The 20954-nt window shown below is 66.9% G+C and carries 20 protein-coding genes and 1 riboswitch; of the genes, 12 read left to right on the top strand and 8 right to left on the bottom strand.

The features are described from left to right. Positions 1 to 151: 151 nt before the first annotated feature. Positions 152 to 1240, top strand: a complete 1089-nt coding sequence (locus tag ACFWFP_RS29625) for a glycosyltransferase (RefSeq protein WP_379300468.1) — start codon at positions 152 to 154, stop codon at positions 1238 to 1240. After that, positions 1230 to 2369, top strand: a complete 1140-nt coding sequence (gene rffA / locus ACFWFP_RS29620) for a dTDP-4-amino-4,6-dideoxygalactose transaminase (protein WP_379300466.1) — start codon at positions 1230 to 1232, stop codon at positions 2367 to 2369. The genes ACFWFP_RS29625 and rffA overlap by 11 nt, the downstream gene beginning before the upstream one ends. Before the next feature lies 1 nt (position 2370). Here the strand turns inward: rffA and ACFWFP_RS29615 are convergent, their stop codons facing one another. Both ACFWFP_RS29615 and ACFWFP_RS29610 read right to left on the bottom strand, forming a co-directional pair. Beyond that, complete coding sequence (locus ACFWFP_RS29615) at positions 2371 to 2970, bottom strand: class I SAM-dependent methyltransferase (RefSeq protein ID WP_379300464.1); 600 nt, start codon at positions 2968 to 2970, stop codon at positions 2371 to 2373. Positions 2971 to 3069: 99 nt separating this feature from the next. Beyond that, complete coding sequence (locus tag ACFWFP_RS29610; RefSeq protein WP_379300462.1) at positions 3070 to 6021, bottom strand: AMP-binding protein; 2952 nt, start codon at positions 6019 to 6021, stop codon at positions 3070 to 3072. 625 nt (positions 6022 to 6646) lie between these two features. On the opposite strand from ACFWFP_RS29610, the gene ACFWFP_RS29605 reads away from it, so the two are divergent. From ACFWFP_RS29605 to ACFWFP_RS29585, 5 genes are all read left to right on the top strand, one after another. Continuing rightward, on the top strand, positions 6647 to 8053 hold the full coding sequence (locus ACFWFP_RS29605) for a family 2B encapsulin nanocompartment shell protein (protein ID WP_379300460.1): 1407 nt from the start codon (positions 6647 to 6649) through the stop codon (positions 8051 to 8053). 12 nt (positions 8054 to 8065) lie between these two features. After that, positions 8066 to 9343 (top strand): family 2 encapsulin nanocompartment cargo protein terpene cyclase, encoded by a 1278-nt coding sequence (locus ACFWFP_RS29600; protein WP_379300458.1) that lies wholly within the window; start codon positions 8066 to 8068, stop codon positions 9341 to 9343. Continuing rightward, positions 9340 to 10212, top strand: a complete 873-nt coding sequence (locus tag ACFWFP_RS29595; protein WP_379300456.1) for a geranyl diphosphate 2-C-methyltransferase — start codon at positions 9340 to 9342, stop codon at positions 10210 to 10212. Before ACFWFP_RS29600 ends, ACFWFP_RS29595 begins: the two co-directional genes overlap by 4 nt. Then, positions 10209 to 10769 (top strand): isopentenyl-diphosphate Delta-isomerase, encoded by a 561-nt coding sequence (idi, locus tag ACFWFP_RS29590; protein ID WP_379300454.1) that lies wholly within the window; start codon positions 10209 to 10211, stop codon positions 10767 to 10769. The genes ACFWFP_RS29595 and idi overlap by 4 nt, the downstream gene beginning before the upstream one ends. Positions 10770 to 10937: 168 nt before the next feature. Then, on the top strand, positions 10938 to 11309 hold the full coding sequence (locus tag ACFWFP_RS29585; protein WP_379300452.1) for a hypothetical protein: 372 nt from the start codon (positions 10938 to 10940) through the stop codon (positions 11307 to 11309). A gap of 7 nt (positions 11310 to 11316) precedes the next feature. Here the strand turns inward: ACFWFP_RS29585 and ACFWFP_RS29580 are convergent, their stop codons facing one another. The 3 genes from ACFWFP_RS29580 to ACFWFP_RS29570 all read right to left on the bottom strand — a co-directional run bounded on the left by ACFWFP_RS29580 (position 11317) and on the right by ACFWFP_RS29570 (position 14339). After that, entirely contained in the window at positions 11317 to 12045 is a 729-nt protein-coding gene (locus tag ACFWFP_RS29580; RefSeq protein ID WP_379300450.1) for an aspartate/glutamate racemase family protein, read from the bottom strand. Beyond that, positions 12045 to 13532: an NCS1 family nucleobase:cation symporter-1 gene (locus tag ACFWFP_RS29575; protein WP_379300448.1), complete on the bottom strand. Its 1488-nt coding sequence runs from the start codon at positions 13530 to 13532 to the stop codon at positions 12045 to 12047. Before ACFWFP_RS29575 ends, ACFWFP_RS29580 begins: the two co-directional genes overlap by 1 nt. Before the next feature lie 84 nt (positions 13533 to 13616). Further along, positions 13617 to 14339, bottom strand: coding sequence for a GntR family transcriptional regulator (locus ACFWFP_RS29570; RefSeq protein ID WP_379300446.1), 723 nt, complete (start codon positions 14337 to 14339; stop codon positions 13617 to 13619). 106 nt (positions 14340 to 14445) lie between these two features. Here ACFWFP_RS29570 and ACFWFP_RS29565 point away from each other — a divergent pair, with 106 nt between their 5' ends. Continuing rightward, the gene (locus tag ACFWFP_RS29565) at positions 14446 to 15624 is read left to right on the top strand and encodes a serine hydrolase domain-containing protein (RefSeq protein WP_379300444.1); all 1179 of its coding nucleotides are present in this window, start codon (positions 14446 to 14448) and stop codon (positions 15622 to 15624) included. A gap of 79 nt (positions 15625 to 15703) precedes the next feature. After that, entirely contained in the window at positions 15704 to 16927 is a 1224-nt protein-coding gene (gene ilvA, locus ACFWFP_RS29560) for a threonine ammonia-lyase (RefSeq protein WP_379300442.1), read from the top strand. Between the two features lie 50 nt (positions 16928 to 16977). Here ilvA and ACFWFP_RS29555 read toward each other — a convergent pair whose 3' ends face one another. The 3 genes from ACFWFP_RS29555 to ACFWFP_RS29545 all read right to left on the bottom strand — a co-directional run bounded on the left by ACFWFP_RS29555 (position 16978) and on the right by ACFWFP_RS29545 (position 20167). Beyond that, complete coding sequence (locus ACFWFP_RS29555) at positions 16978 to 17292, bottom strand: DMT family transporter (RefSeq protein WP_379300440.1); 315 nt, start codon at positions 17290 to 17292, stop codon at positions 16978 to 16980. A 10-nt stretch (positions 17293 to 17302) separates the two neighbouring features. Continuing rightward, positions 17303 to 17367: riboswitch (guanidine-III (ykkC-III) riboswitch) on the bottom strand. 65 nt (positions 17368 to 17432) lie between these two features. After that, positions 17433 to 18851 (bottom strand): argininosuccinate lyase, encoded by a 1419-nt coding sequence (argH, locus tag ACFWFP_RS29550; RefSeq protein WP_379300438.1) that lies wholly within the window; start codon positions 18849 to 18851, stop codon positions 17433 to 17435. Positions 18852 to 18964: 113 nt separating this feature from the next. Then, on the bottom strand, positions 18965 to 20167 hold the full coding sequence (locus ACFWFP_RS29545) for an argininosuccinate synthase (RefSeq protein ID WP_378994234.1): 1203 nt from the start codon (positions 20165 to 20167) through the stop codon (positions 18965 to 18967). A 225-nt stretch (positions 20168 to 20392) separates the two neighbouring features. On the opposite strand from ACFWFP_RS29545, the gene ACFWFP_RS29540 reads away from it, so the two are divergent. The 3 genes from ACFWFP_RS29540 to ACFWFP_RS29530 are packed head-to-tail and all read left to right on the top strand — an operon-like array spanning position 20393 to position 20914. Further along, on the top strand, positions 20393 to 20533 hold the full coding sequence (locus tag ACFWFP_RS29540; protein WP_379226089.1) for a hypothetical protein: 141 nt from the start codon (positions 20393 to 20395) through the stop codon (positions 20531 to 20533). A gap of 31 nt (positions 20534 to 20564) precedes the next feature. Then, positions 20565 to 20696: a hypothetical protein gene (locus ACFWFP_RS29535; RefSeq protein WP_379300436.1), complete on the top strand. Its 132-nt coding sequence runs from the start codon at positions 20565 to 20567 to the stop codon at positions 20694 to 20696. A gap of 59 nt (positions 20697 to 20755) precedes the next feature. Then, positions 20756 to 20914: a hypothetical protein gene (locus ACFWFP_RS29530; protein ID WP_379300434.1), complete on the top strand. Its 159-nt coding sequence runs from the start codon at positions 20756 to 20758 to the stop codon at positions 20912 to 20914. Positions 20915 to 20954: the final 40 nt, after the last annotated feature.

Raw genomic sequence — 20954 nt, 5'->3', positions numbered from 1 at the left:
ACGGACCGTTCACGGTGCAGTGGGCCGGGCGAGATTCCCTCGGCGCAGCGCCGAGAAGGCCACGCTGTACCGTGTTAAAGTTCACCGGCTCGGACTCTGCTGTCACGCAGGGAGTACCGGCACGCACCGTCTTCGAAAGTCGATCCAGCTGATGCCGATTCCCACCTCGCCGACCTACCGCTCCGCACCTCCGACGCCGAACGGTCATGCCGACGCGTCCAACAACCCCCGCCCGCACCGGGTTTCGGTCGTCGTGCCGATCTACCGCGGCGAGGACACCATCAGCGGCCTGGTCGACGAACTGCACAAGCTGAGCCGGCCGACCGAAACGCCGGCCGGCGTCACGTTCGTCGTCGACGAGGTCGTCCTCGTCCACGATCACGGCCCCGACCACTCCGATGTGGTGCTGCAGGAGCTGGAACACACCTTCGACGAGGTGCGGACCGTGTGGCTGAGCCGCAACTTCGGCCAGGACGCGGCGACCATCGCGGGCATGTCGGCCGCCGGCGGTGACTGGATCATCACCATGGACGAAGACGGTCAGCACGATCCAGCCTTCATCGGCCAGTTCCTCGACGCGGCGCTCACCGAGCGGGCCGATCTCGTGTACTCGAAGCCGGTGAACACCCGCCCGCACGGTTTCCTGCGCAACATCACCTCGCGCGGCGCGAAGATCGTGCTGGCGACGCTGTTCGCCTTCCCCGACTCCAGCCGATTCGAGAGCTACCGGCTCATCCGCGGCGATATCGGTCGCCAGCTCGCCGGGGTCGCGTCCAACGGTGTGTACCTCGACGTCGCGCTCACCTGGGTGGTGGGCACGGTCGCGCAGGTGCCGGTCGAGCTGCGGGCCGAGGGCCGAGACGAGTCCGGGTACAACTACCGTCGACTGTTCTCGCTGTTCTGGAAGATGGTGCTGTGCAGCGGCACCCGTGGACTGCGGCTGGTCAGCATGCTCGGTGTGACCCTCGCCCTCGGTGGGCTCGTGTTCGCCGCGGTGATCGTCGGCCAGCATCTCACCGGGGACGGTGCGCCCGAAGGATGGGCATCGATCATCGTCGTGCTGCTGCTGTGCTCGGGTGCGACCTTGTTCTCGCTCGGGTTGATCGCCGAATACCTCGGCGTCGCGCTGCACGTCCTGGTGGGTAAACCGCTGTACCTCACCGTCGATTCACCGACTCCGCGTCCCGGTCATCGGGAAGCGACCACCGCACAGAGAGAGACCGACCGGGTTGAGCAGTGATCGCATCATCTTCAGCCGACCGTTTCGGGCGCGCCAGGAACTGGCCAACCTCGAGGCGGTGCTGAACTCTGATCACAGTCACGGCGACGGCGCGTTCACCGCGTCGGCCACTGCGAAGATCAAGGCCATCACCGAGGCCCCCCACGCACTGCTGACCACTTCGTGCACCTCCGCGCTCGAGATGGCGGGCCTGCTGCTCGAATTGGGCCCCGATGACGAAGTGATCGTGCCGAGCTTCGCTTTCACCTCGACCGCCACATCGATGGCATTGCGCGGAGTGACCTGCGTTTTCGCCGATATCGATCTCTCGACCGGCAATCTCGATCCGGCCTCGGTCGCCGCCGCGCTCACGCCGCGCACCAAAGCCGTCGTCGTCATCCACTACGGCGGAGTCGCCGCGGACATGGCCGAGCTGCTCGCGCTCGCCGACACGCACGGCTTCGCGATCATCGAGGACAACGCGCACGGCCTCGGCGGTCGCTGGCGTGGTCAGTCCCTCGGCACCATCGGCACGCTCGGCACGTTGAGCTTCCACGACACCAAGAACGTGCATTGTGGTGAAGGTGGCGCGCTGCTGCTCACCGACGAGATCTTGATGGCGCGCGCCGAGATCATCCGGGAGAAGGGCACCGACCGGGCCCGTTTCCTGCGTGGCGCGGTCGACAAATACTCCTGGCAGGATATCGGTTCCAGCTATCTGCCGAGCGAACTCAACGCGGCCGTACTCGACGCGCAGCTCGCGGAGTTCGATGCCATCCAGGCCGGTCGCCACCGGGTGTGGGACGGCTACGCGAGCGCGCTGCCGGACTGGGCCGCGCGCAACGACGTAAGCCTGATGACGGTCCCCGACGACCGCGAGCACACCGCGCACCTGTACTACCTGCGCACCCCGACCGAGGCCCGGCGCGACGATCTGATCAGCCACCTCGGCTCGCTCGGGATCTCGGCGCCGTTCCACTATGTACCGCTCGATTCCAGCCCGGCCGGATTCAAACTCGGCCGGACCCCGAATCCGTGCGTGCGCAGCGCCGAGTTCTCCGGCACGGTCGTCCGGCTGCCGCTGTGGCCCGACCTGAGCGACGCTCAGGTCGCTCGGGTCGTCGAGGCGGTCACCGCGTTCACCGTCTGACTCAGACGTCGAGCACGTAGAGCTTCTCCCGACCGCCCGCGATCAACGCGCGGTAGGAAACCCGTGAACCGAACCTGCGGAAGAAGGCATCCAGGCTGGGCTCGGTGAACCGGGCCTCCTGAGCGCCGTCCCCCGCGTTGGTGAACCGTCGGCCGATCGTGGCGAGCACCCGGTTGTCACTGGTCGCGAGGTTGCGGACGGGCTCGGCGATGATCACCTGGGTGCGGGCCGCGGCGAGCATGCGATCGATGACAGGTTGCGGGTCGGGCAGAAAATGATAGAGGCTCGCCTGCATGATCAGGTAGTCCGCGGACGGCAGTGGGTGGTCGGCGTGCACGTTCCAGACTTCGCCGCGTCCGCCCGCGCTGGTCAGCTCGGCGATGAATCCCTCGTTGAGATCGAGCCCGCGATAGTCGACGGATTTGTGCTGCAAATGTTTGGTGAACAGGGTCGCCGGACCGCAACAGACGTCGACGACGCTGGCTCCCGCTGGTATCAGAGCCGAAATCGGCTGAAACCGCCCGTCGTAGTGACGTCCGTACAACCCCCGCATCAGGACTTCGTACACGGTTCCGCTGCGATAGATCAGGCTGGTGCTCACGAAAGGATCCCCTGGAACATCGGTGAAACGACTAGCTCACTCGATGTTACTGACGACTCGGCTTCCCCGCCGACCGAGCGACGGCCGGCGGGACGTCGTTCAGCCCAGCAACCTCTCCGCGTCCGACGCGGTGAGCACCTCGTAAGCCTCGGTCTCCCGGTTGTAGATCCAGGTACCCGGTCCCGCCTTGGGCAGACCCGCGACCTGCACCGCCGACGCCGAGGGGCGGAAGCTGGAACTGCGCGGGATCTCGTCGACGACATAGACCAGGTCGGGGCGCTGGCCGGGCTCCAGGCCGCGCATCGCCTCGGTGACATCGCCCGGTTCGATCCGGAATCCCTGACGCACGCTCAGGGCGGCCGCGGCGATGACGCCCGCGGCGGTCTTCAGCCCGAACGCGACCTCCATGTCGACCGGGGAGATATCGTTGAGGACGTCCACGATCGGCTGAGTGAACACCGGTCCGCGCGCGGCCCGGATCACGGTGTCGCGGCGGTCGACCAACCAGTAGTCACCGTCGCTGTCACGCCGGAACAGGTTCTCCGTCGGCCACCAGGCGTCACCGGCACGGAACACACCGCGCAGCCCACCGTCGGAGATGTCGCCACCGTCGACGGCCTTGCCGAGCAGCAGCCCGGGTTCGTTGTCGGCGCAGCGGCGGGCGAACCCGTCGTCGCCGACGAGGATCTGCTCGCTGACCGGGTCGTAGGCGACCAGTTCGACCCGCGCGGTGCCGGGAACGGGCCTGCCCTTCGACCCGATCTTGGCGCCGGTGACGTTGGCCAGCACCACGTCGCCGTCGATCGAGGCGTAGAACTCGAGCACCCTGGCCGGGGCGAACTGTTCGACGGTGCGCCGCCACAGACCCGCGGGCATACCGGACCCGATGAACAGCCGGATCGGATGGTTGTGGCCCGCGGGGAAGACCTGGGCGTCGAGCAGGTCGCGCAGCATCGTCCAGGTGTAGGTGACGACGGTGACGCCGTAGCGGTGCACCTCTTCGGCGAAGCGGTTCGGGTCCATGTCCACCGGCCGAGCCAGCGCGATCCGGCTACCACCGGCGATCGCCCCACCGAGGCTCACCAGCAGCCCCGACGAATGATGCAGTGGCGCGAGGCAATAGACGGTGTCGCGGCGGTCGAGGTCGGCCGCGCTCGCGGTGCCGAACGCCGACAGCGCCCAGCGGTGATTGGTGATGTACTTCGCTTCGAGCCGGTCGCCGGAGCCGAGGACGAGCACGAACGCGAGTTCGCGCGCCAGACCCGGGTTCGGCCGGTACCAGGCGGGCACCCGGACGTTGCCCGGGTCGATCTGCTCGAGGTCGATGACTCGATCGCCGGTGGGCACGGCGAGCGCACGGCTGTCGCCGCCGCCGAGCACCAGCACCCTGGCGGCGGTGGTGGCGGCGGTGCGCAGGTTCTCCGGATCGGTGATCAGCGTGTGCACGCCGGTCAGCTCGATGGCCCGGTCGAGTTCGGCGCCCGGTGCCAGCAGCACCGCGACGGCGCCGATGCGCGAGAGCGCGGCGACCGAGGCCAGGGCGCTCGGACGCGTCTCCATCATGATGCCGACGCGCATGGCGGGGCGGATGCCGACCGAGATCAGGCCACGCACCACGTTGTCGACGCGTTCCTCGACGGCGGCGTTGGTGTGCACCCGGTCGTCGAAGAGAACCAGGTCCTTCTGCGGCGCGCGGCTCGCGTGCTCACTGAGCAGTTTGCCGAGCGAGATGCGGGTGTGCGGCTGGATCATCCCGAGCCGGGTCAGCCGGGGCAGCGCCCGCGCGGCCTCCCCCGCCATTTCCAGCGAGCCGCGAATCGTGTTGCCCGCGATGCCTTCCAGCGCCTTACCGACGCCCGCGCCCGCCTCGGCCAGGCCGGCGGCGGTGTGCACCATCCGGGTGGCGGCGGTGCGCGGCGCGTTGCTCGCGACGTGTTCCTGCATGGGCACGATCTGCTCGGGCAGGGTGGCGCTGCCGTCCATCCAGGCGATCCAGTCGCGCACCATCGGCCAGGTGTGGTTGGTGGCCGTCGAACCGGCGACGAGCCCGAAATGGCCTGCCACCAAGCTCGCTTCGTACACCTCGGCGTTGGGCGCGGCACGCACGATGCCACGCACCGCGGCGGGCTGACCGATGTCGTCGACCTCGCCGACGAATGCCAGGATCGGGCACCTGAGCTCAGCCAGCGATACGGGATGGTCACGAATCACGAAGCCGCCGAGCATCATCCGATTGTGTGCGACGAACTGCTTGAGCAGATCCGCCACGGCCGGACCCGAATACCCCACCCAGCCATCACTGTTGAGGAAGCGACGCTGACGTTCCTTGGGCAGCAGCGCTTCCCGATCGTGCAATTGCAGCAGGAAGTCGATGCGCGACTTGGCGGTCTTCACCGGGTCGAGCATCTGGAAGCCGATGCGCACCATCGACTCGGTGATCGGCAGCCGGTGCATCACGTGGTCGGCCAGGAAATCGGCGACCTCGGAGACCACACCATAGGGCAGCCCGAACGGCATTCCGGCGACGATGTCGACCGGGCTGCCGAAGGTGACGATGGAGGCCACGCCCTTGCCGTAGCGATAAGCGGTGGTCTGGTAGGCGAACATGCCGCCTTGGGAGTACCCCATCAGGTGCAGCTGCGCGCCGGTGGCCTCGCAGACGGTGTCGATGGCGGAGTTCACCGCGAGCACATGGTCGGCCAGGTCGCGTTGCCAGCCGCCCTCCTCGGTCGCGGGTGAGCCGAAATCGATGACCCAGCAGTCGATTCCGCTCGCGTGCAGGATGCCGACCGCGCCGCCTGCCGCGTTGACGTCCCAGATGTCGGCGTTCACCATCAACGGCGGCACCAGTAGCGCCACCGGACGGCCCGGCGTCGTATCGTCGGGGAAGTAGTGCCGCAGCCGGTACATACGCCGGCGCTCGACGACCTCGAAGGGCGAGGACTCGACATCGTGTGACAACCCGCCGAAGCGGATCACCTCCAGCCCGTTCTGCGCGGTAGCCAGCAACCGCTGCACCGAACCGACCACACCTTTTGGACTGATATCCACCGTTCCCACCTGGCCCTACCTGCTCAAAGTGACACACCTCACACACCCCGATGTGCTCATATGAGCTTGCCACACCGGACCTCCATTATGTGTCGGCTGTGACAGGCCGCATGTTCCAGCGATTCGAGTCACACGCCCCGCTCAACGGCCGATCACGCCGAGGTCACAACTCTCGTACGGTTCGCTGTCAGGCCGAACTCGGCCGGACCGGACAGTCCGGCGCGCGATAGCCGCCGCGATGAGGCCGAGCAGCGGCCGACCGAAGACCCCGTCGACGGCGCACGTTGTTCGGCGACAACGACCACGCCCGCCCGTCACCATCGATCAGCGGGCCGAGTCCGGACATCACCGTGTCCGCAATTTCCTCCCGCACAACGGATCTCCCGGTCATCACCATGTTTTTCCGATTACCCGACGGACGGCCACTTCCAGCACCTACCATCGTTTACGTCCGGAACGCACTGACACACATCAGATTTCGTGTAAGACCGTTTCACATGCCCGGTTTTCCGCGCAGGACCATTCACTTCGCACTGTTACCCACCCACTGAACCTGTCGCGCACCGCCGCGCCGTACAGGTCGATCGGCCGTGCCGATATCCGTCCCGAGGTGAGGACAAATGCCATGACCATCGAAATGCCTTTGCCTACAGACAATTCCGTGCGCAAGAGCCTGAGTACCACGGCCGCGCACAAGCTGACGCACACCACCAAATCCGAACCGCAGATGCAGGGCATCAGCTCGCGCTGGCTGTCCCGCGCGCTGCCATGGGTGCAGGTCGCGGGCGGTATCTACCGGGTCAACCGAAGGCTCACCCATACCGTCGGCAACGGGGAAGTCGAATTCGTCGTCGACGGGTCACGGGCCAGAGTGATTCCCCAGGAACTGCGTGAGCTTCCCCCGCTGCGCGATATCGACGACGACCAGCTCCTGGCGCCGCTCGCGGAGAACTTCGTGCAATACGACCTCGACCCTGGAACGGTCGTCGCCGAATTCGGCAATCCGATGGATCAGGTGATCCTCGTCGTCCACGGGAAACTCGCCCGGCTCGGCTCCGGCGAGTACGGCGAGACCACCAAACTCGGAATACTGTCCGGCGGTGACTATTACGGCGAGGAAATGCTCACCGATCCCTCGGCGATCTGGCCGGACACGGTGAAGACGGTGACCAGGACCACCATTCTCTGCCTGCCGAGACAACAATTCGAGCAATTCCTCGAACTGAACCCGGAGCTGGATCAGATCCGGACCGAAGCGGCCCAGCGGTCGAGCCGGCTCCAGAACTCCAAGGGTGAAGCCGATATCGAGATCTCCTCCGGTCATTCCGGCGAACCCCTGCTCGAGGGTACTTTCGTCGACTACGACGCCAGCCCCCGCGAATACGAACTCAGCTTGGCCCAGAGCGTGCTGCGGGTCCACACCCGGGTCGCCGACCTGTTCAACGATCCGATGAACCAGGTCGACCAGCAGCTGCGGCTCACCGTCGAGGCGCTCTACGAGCGACGCGAGTACGACCTGGTGAACAATGCCGAGTTCGGCCTGCTGCACAACTGCGATCTCAAACAGCGCATCACCACCGAATCCGGCGCGCCGACGCCCGACGACATGGACGAGCTGCTCAGCATGCGGCGCGGCACCAAATTCTTTCTCGCACATCCGAAAGCGATCGCCGCTTTCGGTCGCGAGTGTTCGCGCCGCGGGCTGTATCCCGATCCCGTGGAGTACCAGGGGCACCGGGTGCCGGCGTGGCGCGGCGTGCCCCTGCTGCCGTGCGGCAAGATCCCGGTCAGCGACACCCAGACCACATCGATCATGGCGATGCGCATCGGTGAGAAGGATCAGGGCGTCGTGGGTCTGCATCAGACCGGCATTCCCGACGAATACGAGCCGAGCCTCAACGTCCGGTTCAAGCAGATCGACGACCAGTCGATCATGTCGTACCTGGTGAGCTGCTATTACTCCGCGGCCGTCCTCGTTCCCGATGCGCTCGGCGTGCTCGACGACGTGCTCGTCGCGCGCCGCGCCGACTGATCGGCGCGGACCGTGTCCATCCTCACCAGGGTCGGCGCCCCGATCGTGGCAGGCGATCTGGCTGTCGCGGTGGCGGCCCTGTTGCACGGCGCCGCCGCCCCGGCCGACCTGTTCTCCGCCACCGCCACGCTCCCCCGACGTCCATTCGATACGGCCACCGGTACCGTCGGGCCGCGTCGTCTTCGCGGCCCGACCGGGATAGGCACTTCAGCTCTGCGACTGTTCCCGGCACCGAAATCTCCGGTCGATCCCGCTTCGACAACGGCCAATCCCAGTGGTCAACAATCGATTCCCGCTCTCTACTGCCCACCGCCCGAGCGTGACGACCCGGCGCTGGCCGAGGCCGTCAACGCGGGTTTGCTCGCCTGGGCCGCCGAGATCGGCCTCTACGAAGGCCGTCTCGACGAACTCGCCAAGGCCGACTTCGGCCGGCTGATCATGCTCGCCCATCCCGATTGCGACGATCCCGACCGGCTACTGGCCGCCGCGCGCTGCGCGGTGGCGGAATGGTCGGTCGACGACTACTACTGCGAGGAGGACGCCCCTGGCGACACCGCACCCGACGGCACGCCGTCCAGCGCCGCCGCCGAACTCGGGCCACGGCTCGAATTAGCCGCCGCCGCGATGGATCCGGCCCATCTGCCCACGCGATACGCGCCGAGGCTCGAGCAGGCCATGCAGGCCGACCCGATCCTGCGCGCGTTCCGCACCTCGTTCGCGCACCTGGCGGGGTACGCGAGCCCGGCGCAGCTGGCCCGGTTACGCACCGAGATCGCGGGATGGTTCATCGCGCTCGGCGCGGAAGCGGGCTGGCGCACCGCGGACCGGATGCCGCCGGTCTGGGAGTACCTGACCAATCGGCAGCCACACAGTTTCCTGCCGTGCATGGCACCGATCGACGCGATCGGCGGCTACGAACTCCCCGCCGCCGACTACGCCGACCCGGCGGTGCGGCGGGTGACCACCACTGCCGCGCTGGCCGCCCAGATGGTCAACGACCTGTATTCGATGGCGCGCGAGGACCTTTCGGGCGGCAGGGAATTCAATCTGCCGACGGTCCTTGCCGCCGAGGAGGGCTGCAGCCGGGCCGACGCCGTGCAGCGCACCGCCCAGATCCACGACGAACTGATGCACCGCTTCGAACGGGAGGCGGCCCCCCTCGCCGCCTCGGGCTCACCCCAGCTGCGCCGCTTCCTGGCCGGGCTGTGGGCCTGGATGGGCGGCAACCGCGCCTGGCACGCGGGCAGCCGCCGCTACCACGACATCGCACCAGGAGAGGACGACAGATGACCATCGTCAACAGCCCCGACCGCTCGGTCCTGCGCACCACCTATCAGCGTTCGGTCGCCGCGTACTGGAACAACAATCCCAACGACGACCGGGTCAATACCGAACTGGGCAAGGTCGACGGCCTCTACCACCACCACTACGGCATCGGCGAACCCGATTGGTCGGTGCTGGACGGCCCGGAGACGACCCGGCAGGAACGGATCGTGCGCGAACTGCACCGCCTCGAGACCGCCCAGGCCGACTATCTGCTCGACAACCTCGGTGCCATCACCCCCGACGACCGGCTGATCGACGGCGGCTCCGGCCGCGGCGGCACCAGCTTCATGGCCGCCGATCGCTTCGGCTGCCACGTCGACGGCGTCAGCATCTCCGAGTACCAGGTCGGCTTCGCCAACGATCAGGCCGAGGCCCGTGGTGTGACCGAACGGGTCGGGTTCCACTTCCGCAATATGCTCGACACCGGCTTCGTCGACGAGTCGGCCCGGGCCATCTGGACCAACGAAACCACCATGTACGTCGACCTTTTCGATCTCTTCGACGAATTCGCCCGCGTGCTCGAACCGGGTGGGCGCTATGTGTGCATCACCGGCTGCTCCAACGATGTCACCGGCGGCCGGTCCGCCTCGGTCAGCTGGATCGACGCGCACTACGGCTGCATGATCCACCCGCGCAGCGAGTACTTCCGCGCACTGTCCGACAGCGGCCTCGTCCCCACCACGGTCGTCGACCTCACACCCGACACCATCCCGTACTGGGAGTTGCGCACCCATTCCGAGCTCGCCACCGGCGTCGAACAGCCGTTCCTCACCGCCTACCGCGAGGGCAGCTTCCAATACCTGATGATCGTCGCCGATAAGGTGGCCAGGTGACCGAAAAGCTCGCCGACCCGTCGACCGACCGCGAAACCATGCTCGTCGAGCTGGTCGACGAATCAGGCGCGGCGATCGGAGCGTGCTCGGTGGCCGATGCCCATCGGCCACCCGGCACGCTCCACCGCGCCTTCTCCGTGCTGCTGTTCGACGCGCAGGGACGCGTCCTGCTCCAGCAACGCGCCGCGGTGAAGACCCGGTTCCCGCTGCAGTGGGCAAACACCTGCTGCGGGCATCCGTTGCCGGGTCAGAGCGTTGTCGAGGCCGCGGCGATCCGGTTGCGCGAGGAGTTCGGGATGGCGGCCGAGCTCACGAAGGTCGGCGTGTTCACCTACCGCGCCGGCGACGAGAAGACCGGCCGCGTCGAGCACGAGTACGACCATGTCCTGATCGGCGTGGTCGGTGACGTGACGCCGCGACCGGACCCGGCCGAGATCGCCCGCTGGGCGTGGATCCCCCCGCAGGAGGTGCGTGCGGATCTGTCGGAGAACCCCGGCAAGTTCACGCCGTGGCTGTCGCAGGTGCTCGAGATCGCCGATCAGGCGCACCAGCGCTGACCGGGCTGTCCTTGTTTTTTCTCGTCTCGGGTGCTCCCGCGACGAGAAAACGTATAGATGCGCATATCTATATTTGTAGATGGCCTTGAGTTCCTTGGGGAACTCACAGGCTCACCACAGTCCGTGACCAGGCCGCCCGGCGAAGCTGGACATCGAACGGTCCGCACGATGGCGAGTGAGGTAGCGATGGTCGAGGTCGAGATCGACGACGACACGGTGACGGTCAATGTGCTCGGTGGGCATCGCCTGCTCGCTCTGCGCCAGCAGGTCGTGATCGACCGCGCCGCGATCACCGAGATCGCCACCGCCGAAGTGGACCTGCGGCCCCCGTGGGTCCGCGCGCCCGGCACCTTCATCCCCGGCGTGATCGCCGCGGGCGTCTACCGCGGTAAGGGGCGCAAAGAGTTCTGGGACACCACCTTCGGCGGCAGTGCCGTGCGGATCGACCTGGACGGGCCGGACTTCACCCGTCTGGTCGTCGACGTCGACGATCTCGCTGCGGTGCTGAACGCACTGAGCACCGAGACCGCGGGCATCTGAGCGGCGTTCACGAACCGAAGGATTCCAGCAGTCCCGCGTAGGTCTTCGGCGGCGGCGGCGCGAACTCTCCCCTCCCCGACTTGCGCAGCCCCATCGTGAGCAGCGACTGCACGGTCAATGTCGCCGCCGCGACGCCGTCGATCACCGGCACCCCGATCTCGTCGCGAATGTGCGCGCACAGATCCGCCATTCCGGCGCACCCGAGCACCACAGCGTCGGACCCGTCCTGTGCGACGGCGACCCGGCACGCCTCGGTGACGATCTTGCGCGCGTCCGGGTCGGTATCGAGTGCGAGTACCGAGATCTCGCACGCATGGATTCCCCGGCAGAACCGTTGCATCCCATAATGTTCCGCAAGATCGGCCGCCCGGCCGATGGTGCGTCCGAGCGTCGTGACGACACTGAATCCGCGTCCCAGATGACTCGCGGTGCGCATGGCCGCCTCGGCGATCCCGATCACCGGCCCCGACGCCAGTTCCCGTGCCGCGTCCACACCCGGATCTCCGAAGCAGGCGATGACATACCCGTCCACCCCGTCGGCCTCGCCCTGCCGAATCGCGGCGAGCAGGCCCGGCACGCTCATCGCCTCGTCGTAGTGGCTCTCGATCGAGGCGGGCCCGATCTCGGAGGTGACCGCGTCGAGCAGTGTGCCCCGGCCCGCGACGGCCAGCGCACACCGCTCGATCGTGTCGGTCATCGCCCGCGTGGTGTTCGGGTTGACGACCCGGATGCGCATCAGACACCGACCTCCTCGGCAGCGGCCGTGCGCTGGGCGCCGGTCAGCAGGTAGTAGACAGCGAAGCCGATGCCACAGCCGATGAACCAGCTGTACTGAGCGGCGGTGTGCATGCCGGGCAGACTGTTGGCCAGCACCGGGAACACCGCCACCGCGGCGGCGACGGCGGTCGCGATGACCGCGGCCGGGTGATAGCCCTTCGTGTAGTAATAGGTCCCCTGCTCCGACATCGTGAACAGATCGTCGACGACCACCTTCTGCTTGCGAACCAGGTAGTAATCGCAGATCAGCACCCCGAACAGCGGTCCGATGAAGGCACCGAGCACCTCGAGGGTGTAGTGGATGACATCGGGATTGTTGTACAGATTCCAGGGGGTGATCAGCACCGACCCGACCGCCGCGATCATGCCGCCCGCCCGCCAGCTGATCCGCTGCGGACTCACATTCGAGAAATCGAAGGCCGGCGAGATGAAGTTCGCGACGATATTGATCCCGATGGTGGCGACGGCGAAGGTGAGCGCGCCGAGCACGATCGCGAAAGTGGAATCGATCCTGGCAACCGTGGCGACCGGATCGGTGATGAGCTCGCCGTACACCGGCAACGTCAGGGAGGCGGTGACCACCACCAGTACCGAGAAGACCAGGAAATTCACCGGAAGCCCGAGGAAGTTGCCTTTCTTCACCGCAACGAAGCTCTTCCCGTATCGGGAGAAGTCACCGAAATTGAGCATCGGGCCCGAGAAATACGACACGACGAGCGCGATCGCGCCGAGCATCACCGGTACCGAGGCCAAGCCGGTGTATTTCACCTCGCCGAGTTTCAGGTCGATGGCACTCCAGCCCGCCTGCGCGATGAGGTAGCCGCAGAGCAGGAACATGACGACATACACCGCGGGACCGCAGAAGTCGATGAACTTGCGGATCGATTCCATTCCGCGCCAGAACACGCACGCCTGCACCACCCACAGCAGCAGGAAGCTGCCCCAGCCGAGGGCCGACAGTCCGAGGAATCCGTAGTCGGCGGTGACGGCGTAAGGCGCCAACCCCGGAAACAGTTTCACCAGAACGACATCCAGCGCCGCCGATGCGAGGAACGTCTGAATGCCGTACCAGGCCACCGCGATCAGCCCGCGGATGATCGCGGGGATATTCGCGCCGAGCACGCCGAACGCACTGCGGCAGATCACCGGATACGGCACCCCGGTCATCTGACTCGGTTTCGCCACCAGATTGCAGAAGAAATACACGATGGTAATGCCGATGAGCAGTGCGGCGAGTACCTGCCAACTGGCCAGTCCGAGTGCGAAAAGGCTTCCCGCCGTGACATATCCGCCGACGCTGTGCACATCCGACATCCAGAACGCGAAGATATTGTAGGTGCCCCAGCTCTGCTTGCGCAGCGGCGCCAGATCCTCGTTCGTGAGCCGCGGATCATAAGTGGGTGGTTCACCGGCGGGAACCGCCGAGGAGGTAATGGTGTCGGTCATGATCGTTCCCGTCCGAAAGGGTTCATCTGCTGAACTGACGGTAAGTATCAGCGGTTGCCCAGCGGTTTCCCGGGAATTTCGCGCCTATTGCACCGAAGATATATCTTCCGGCGCCAGCAGCCCGGTATCGGTCGGCAGGGTCGCGACCACGGTTTCCAGCCTGCGATGGTGTTCCTCGGCAGCCACGAGCAGACGGTCGACATCGCGGGCGAGGAACGCGTCGAGCATGGCGATGTGATCGATGTGCAGGCGCTCGCGGTCGAGTCGGTCGATGTGGACCATCGACTGCACCGGCTCGGTGACATTCCACGCTGCTTCGAGCATGTACAGCAGCCGGAACATCCGTGACGGCCGCGTCAGCGCTACGTGGAAGCTGCGCGACTGTCGCTGGTATGCCTCGGGATCGTCGTCGAGGATGGCGCGTTCGAGTAGGTCGTTCACCGCGAGCAGGTGCGCGCGTTCGGACTCATCGGCGTGCAGTGCGGCCGCGGCGAGTGACGCCGTCTCCAAAGTGTCACGCACGATGTACATTTCGCGCAGTTCACGGGCGGTGAGCTGGGCCACCTGGTAGCCGCGCTGCTGGCGGTGGGTGACCAGGCCCTCCCCGATCAGCGTCTTGAGCGCTTCACGGACCGGGATGTGACTCACCCCGAACAGCTCGGCTACTTCCCGTAGCGGGATCACGGTGCACGGCGGTACGGCACCGTCGAGGATCACCCGGCGCAGTTCGCCCAGAATCACTTGCGGCCGGCCCGGCTCATCGACCACAAGCCTTGCGAGCAGCGCCGATCGTCGTCTCGAAGGCATACACACATGCTATGGACGGCGTATTGCGCGCGGACTGTTCGATGTGACAGTTAGGAAACGATCACCGTACCGACCGGTCCCCGGTGAGTGATGGCATGCTCGAACGATGGGAGTTTCGACAACGCAGTCGGTGGATCGCCGTTTCGTCCGCTTGGTCGCTGTTTTCGACCATCTGTTCCGCAAGCCCTCGCACGGCGGTGGCGCACTGTGTGTGTATCTGCACGGCGAGCCGGTCGTCGATGTATGGGCGGGCTACGCGAGTCCGGGCGTGCCGTGGACGGCGGACTCGGTGGCCTTGGGCTTCTCCACCGGAAAAGGCGTGGCCTCCACCGTGATCCACCAGCTGGCCGATCGGGGACAGCTCGACTACGACAGCCCTGTCGCGCAGTACTGGCCGGAGTTCGCCGCGGCGGGCAAGGCCCATATCACCGTGCGCGATGTACTCACCCACCGCGCCGGCCTGCACCGGCTGCGCGGTCTGCTGCCCGGACCGATCGAGAGTTTCCTCGATGACGGTGCCGTCACCGCCGCTCTGGCCGCCGCCACTCCCGATCCGCGGCATCGGGTCACCAGCGGTTATCACGGAATCAGCTACGGGCACTTGGCCGCCGAGATCGTCGCCCGGGTCACCGGCCGTGAGTTCGTCGATGTGGTGCGCACCGAACTCGCCGAACCTCTTGACGCCGAAGAACTCTGGTTCCGGGTGCCGCACGACCAGCGCCACCGCATCGCCACCACCTTCCCGCGCCTGCGCGCCGCGGGCATGGAATGGGATACCGGCTCCGATCTGCTCACCCGCACCCGCTTCGCCGCCGCCGCGGAAACCACCCCGCGCGGGTTCGCCGACCTGATCGTCGATGAGCGCGTCCACGATTCGGTGATGCCCGGCGTGAACGGCGTCTTCTCCGCCCGCGCGCTCGCCCGCGTGTACGCCGCCCTGGCCAACGGCGGTGAACTCGACGGCACCCGCATCCTCTCCCCCGACTCGATCCCCCGCTTCGCCACCCGCCAGGTCTTCACCCCCGACTACGTTCTGGCCTTCCGTATCCCCTGGGCCATGGGCTTCCACGGCGTTCCGATGAAGCCCTCCAAGGCCGACCCGATCTCCGCCTTCGGACACTTCGGCCTCGGTGGCTCCGGCGCCTTCGCCGATCCCGAGACCGGCCTCTCCCTCGCCTTCGTCACCAATCGTCTCGGCGGCAGACTCACCCCGCTCGGCGACGCCCGCCTCACCCGCCTCGGCACGATCGCCCACAACATCGCGAAGTCGTCGCGACTCCCCTGATCAGTGGCCGGGCGGTTGATCGCTGCACAATATGGACGCAACGCCTGGATACCCGACTCGCGATGCCGAACCTGGCACTATGTGGCCGATGGAGACCGTGGGACTGGAGCGGATCGAGGAGGCCGCGCGACTGCTGGCGCCGGTGATCCGGCGGACGCCGATCGTGGGGTCGCGGGTGTTGTCGGAGCGGGCGGGCACGCAGGTACTGCTCAAATGCGAGAACTTGCAGCGCACCGGGTCGTTCAAGCCGCGCGGAGCCTATAACCGGATCGCGAATCTGCCCGCGGCGCAGCGGGCACGAGGTGTGGTGGCGGCCAGCGCGGGCAATCATGCGCAGGGAGTGGCGTGGGCGGCGAGCGAGCTCGGGATCGCCTCGACGGTGTTCATGCCGGTCGGGGCCTCGCTACCGAAACTGGTCGCGACCCGCGCCTACGGTGCCGATGTGCATCTGGTGGGCGACACGATCGACGAATCCTTGGTCGCGGCACAGGAATTCGCCGTTCGGACCGGGGCGACCCTGATCCATCCCTTCGACCATCCCGATATCGTCGCCGGTCAGGCGACGGTCGCGCTGGAAATCCTCGAGCAGGCTCCCGAGGTGGGCACGGTGGTCGTGCCGACCGGTGGTGGTGGGTTGCTCGCGGGTGTCGCGGTGGCGTTGCACGCGTTGGCGCCGCGTGTCCGGGTGATCGGCGTGCAGGCGGCCGAGGCGGCGGCGTGGCCGGATTCACTGGCGGCGGGCAGGCCGGTCCGGGTGCCGCGAATGTCGACGATGGCCGACGGTATCGCGGTCGGGCTCCCCGGCGCGGTGCCTTTCGCCCATGTCGCCGAGCTGGTGTCCGAGATCATCACCGTCGACGAGGATGCCCTGTCGAGGGCACTGTTGCTCTGCCTCGAACGGGCCAAACTCGTCGTCGAACCGGCGGGGGCGGCGGGCGTCGCCGCCTTGCTCACCTCCGCGCTCGAGGATCCGCCCGGCCCGGTGGTGACCATCTTGTCGGGCGGAAATATCGACCCACTGTTGCTCACTCGCGTGATCGGTCACGGTCTCAGCGCCGCGGGCCGCTACCTGGCCGTGCACGTCACCATCGATGACCGGCCGGGCGCGCTGTCCGCGCTGCTCGCCGTGGTCGGGCGCGCGGGCGCGAGCGTGGTGGACGTCGTGCACTCACGGACGGGTCCGTGGCTGGCCGTCGATGAGGTCGAGGTGTCACTCACCGTCGAAACCCGCGGCTCCGCCCATCGCGACGACGTCCTGGACGCACTGCGTGACGCGGGTTTCCGCGTGCACGCCGAGCTCTAGAACCCCTTGCGCCCCATCGGGTTCCCGCATCACGCCCGAGAATCACCGCGTCAGTGCGCCATTTTCAGCCCGACCACACCGGCAACGATCATCACCAGGAACACGGCCTTCACGACAGAGAAAGCCTCCGCGCCGGTGACCATGGCATAGACGACGGTCAGGACGGCGCCGATGCCCACCCAGACCGCGTACGCGGTGCCGACGGGGAGATCGCGCATCGCCAGCGCCAGCCCGGTCATGCTGGCTGCAAGGGCTATGCCGAAAACGACGGTCGGGACGAGTCGGGTGAATCCTTCGGTCCGACCCAGCGCGGTGGCCCACACTGCTTCCAGGACACCGGAGACAACGAGCAGAATCCATGACATGACGAGCCTCCTGTGGCCGTCTTGTCGCGTTCCGGGTACGGCTACCCTCGTCCGGGAGCCCCGTTCGGGCTCACTGCCAAGCTGTCACACCGGCAATCTCTTGGCAAGCAGGTGGTGGGTGAAGTCACCACCTCCCCGCCTCAGCGCAACCAGGCGCGCGCGTCATCGGCGCTCTTGCGGACCTCGTCGAGCTGTTCGGCCACGCGCACACCGGCGGTGCCACCCCGCGCGTTACGCGAGGCGATCGAACCCTGGACCGTGAGCACCTCGCGCACACCGGCGGTGAGCGCGGGGTCCACGGCGGCGAATTCGGAGTCGGTCAGCTCGTCGAGACCGACACCGCGCGCCTCGGCGACGCGCACGCACGCGCCTGCCGCCTCGTGGGCGACACGGAACGGAACACCTTGGCGCACCATCCATTCCGCGATATCGGTGGCGAGGGTGAACCCGGCGGGCGCGAGTTCGGCCATCCGGTCGGTGTGGAAGGTCAGGGTGGCGACCAGGCCCGCGATGGCGGGCAGGAGCAGCTCGAGCTGGGCGACCGAGTCGAAAACCGGTTCTTTGTCTTCCTGCAGGTCCCGGTTGTACGCCAGCGGTTGGGCTTTCAAGGTGGCGAGCAGGCCGGTCAGGTTACCGATCAGGCGGCCCGCCTTGCCACGGGTGAGCTCGGAGACATCGGGGTTCTTCTTCTGCGGCATGATCGACGAACCGGTGGACCAGGCATCGGCCAGGGTCACGTAGCCGAATTCCGGTGTGCTCCAGATGATGACCTCCTCGGCCATCCGGCTCAGATCGACACCGATCATGGCCAGCACGAACGCGGCCTCGGCGGCGAAGTCACGCGAGGACGTCGCGTCGATCGAATTGGCGGCGGAGGCGGTGAAATCCAGTTCGGCGGCGATCTGCTCGGGATCGAGGCCGAGCGAGGAACCGGCCAGCGCGCCCGAACCGTACGGCGAGATGGCCGCGCGCTTGTCGAAGTCGCGCAGGCGCTCCAGATCTCGCAGCAGCGGATGCGCGTGGGCGAGCAGGTGATGCGAGAGCAGCACCGGCTGAGCGGCCTGGAGGTGGGTCTTGCCCGGCATCACCGCGTCGGGGTGCGCGGCGGCCTGCGCGACGAGCGCGTCGACCACGTCGAGCACCCCGGCGGCGACGCGACGCACACCGTCGCGCAGCCACATCCGGAACAGGGTCGCCACCTGGTCGTTGCGCGAACGACCGGCCCGCAGCCGACCACCGAGCTCGGTCCCGACCCGCTCGATCAGCCCCCGCTCGAGCGCACCGTGCACATCCTCGTCGGAGTCGGCGGGCCCGTAGGCGCCCGAGGCGACATCGGCGGCGAGCGCGTCCAGACCGGCCAGCATGGCGGGCAGATCCTCGTCGGCGAGCAGCCCGGCCTTGTGCAGCACCCGGGCGTGCGCCTTGGACGCGCGAATGTCATAGGGCGCGAGCACCCAGTCGAAGTGCGTCGACTTGCTCAGCGCCGCCATCGCCTCGGCCGGCCCGGAAGCGAATCGCCCACCCCAGAGCGCACCTTCGTTGGTTCCACTGTGGGTCATGGTCGATGTCTCCTCCGGTCGGGATGGCGGGCATGCGGGCATGGATGATGACGACACCGGCCGATCCGTGGGGACCGGCCGGTATCGAGACTACGAGGGTGGCTCTGCGCGTATTACTTCTGGTTCAGGTCGCGGCGGGCGGCGACCTTGGAGGACAGCCCGTGGATCTGAACGAAGCCCTTGGCCAGCGACTGGTCGAAGGTGTCGCCCTCGTCGTAGGTGGCCAGGTTGAAGTCGTAGAGCGACTGCTCGGAGCGACGGCCGTTGACCACGGCGGACCCACCGTGCAGGACCATCCGGATCTCGCCGGTGACGGTCTGCTGGGTGTCGGAGATGAAAGCGTCGAGTGCGCGCTTGAGCGGGGAGAACCACAGGCCGTCGTAGGCCAGCTCGCCCCAGCGCTGCTCGACCTGCCGCTTGTAGCGGGCCAGCTCACGCTCGACGGTGACGGCTTCGAGGGCCTGGTGCGCGGTGATCAGCGCGATGGCGCCCGGCGCCTCGTAGATCTCGCGGCTCTTGATGCCGACGAGACGGTCCTCGACCATGTCGAGACGGCCGACACCCTGACGTCCGGCGCGGGTGTTCATCTCCTCGATGGCCTGCAGCACCGAGACCGGGCGGCCGTCGATGGCGACCGGCACACCCTTCTCGAAGGTGATGATGACCTCGTCGGGCGCTTCGAAGTTCACCGTCGGGTCGGCGGTGTAGTCGTAGACGTCCTTGGTGGGCGCGTTCCACAGGTCCTCGAGGAACCCGGTCTCGACCGCGCGGCCCCACACGTTCTGGTCGATGGAGAACGGCGACTTCTTGGTGACGTTGATCGGCAGGCTGTTCTGCTCGGCGAAGGCGATGGCCTTCTCCCGGGTCCAGGCGTAGTCGCGAACCGGGGCGATGACCTCGAGGTCGGGCGCGAGCGCGCCGATACCGACCTCGAAGCGGACCTGGTCGTTGCCCTTGCCGGTGCACCCGTGCGAGACGGTGGTGGCGTTGTGGAACTTCGCGGCCTCGACCAGGTGCTTGACGATCAGCGGGCGGCTGATGGCCGAGACGAGCGGGTACTGACCCATGTACATGGCGTTGGCCTGGATGGTGGGCAGGCAGTACTCGTCGGCGAACTCGTCGCGCGCGTCGACCACGATGGCCTCCACGGCACCGCAGTCCAGTGCGCGCTGTCGGATCGCGCTCATGTCCTCGCCGCCCTGGCCCAGGTCGATGGCCACGGCCACCACCTCGGAACCGGTCTCCTTCGCGATCCAGCTGATGGCGACGGAGGTGTCAAGCCCACCGGAGTAGGCGAGTACGACGCGATCGGACATGTCTGTTGTGCTCCTCGAAGTCTGGTACGTAAGGCCTGCCGTGAGCAGTATGGATGCTCCGGCCGCCGGTTCGGCTCACGCCGTTGCTACAAATGATTATGCATGATGATGCAATCTCATACATAACCGGGGGTACCGCGACACCGTAAGCCCCCTTGGCGAGCAGTCCCGGCTGTGAGACGCTGGTCACACCAGATAGCCACGGTCGGGACCGAAGGAGCCATCATGCAGTCGCTACGTGATTTCGCGGAGGCCAACTACGACCTCATCGGCACAGTGGTCATCGGACTCGGAAACCTCGGGCTGACGGTGGCCAAGGCCGTCATCGAGCTCGGCACGCCGCTGCTCCAGGGATTCTTCGCCTGACGCCACCGACCTCGAATCCAGGGAGCACACCATGGACGAAGTCCTGCAGTTCCTCTCCGACAACTACAACGCCATCGCTGGTCTCGGGGTGTATGTCCTGCAAACAGGATTCGAGATCACCGCCCCGCTGACCTTGCTGATCCTGAATTTCCTCAACTCCTGACGCCTCACGTATGGCACGCTGGGAGCGCACTATTCGGCTCGCCACACGTGAGGACGAACATGATGCTCTCTTCCATCGCGCAGGAATTCTCGACCCTCGGCAACGGTGTTCTCGATGTCGGCAGGGCCGTCGTCGACCTGGTTCAGAACATCATCGACATCGCCACGCCGAACAACCAGGGCGGCGGTGCGGGCGGCGGCCAGTACCCGTTCACCTGATCCCCGCCTCGCCGGGGTTCCGGCGGGGTTGCGCCGGTCA

It is taken from the genome of Nocardia sp. NPDC060249, from assembly GCF_042728755.1.
Lineage (GTDB): Bacteria > Actinomycetota > Actinomycetes > Mycobacteriales > Mycobacteriaceae > Nocardia.
The sequence above is the reverse complement of the archived record's forward strand: the minus strand, read 5'-3'. Positions and strand labels throughout refer to the sequence as shown.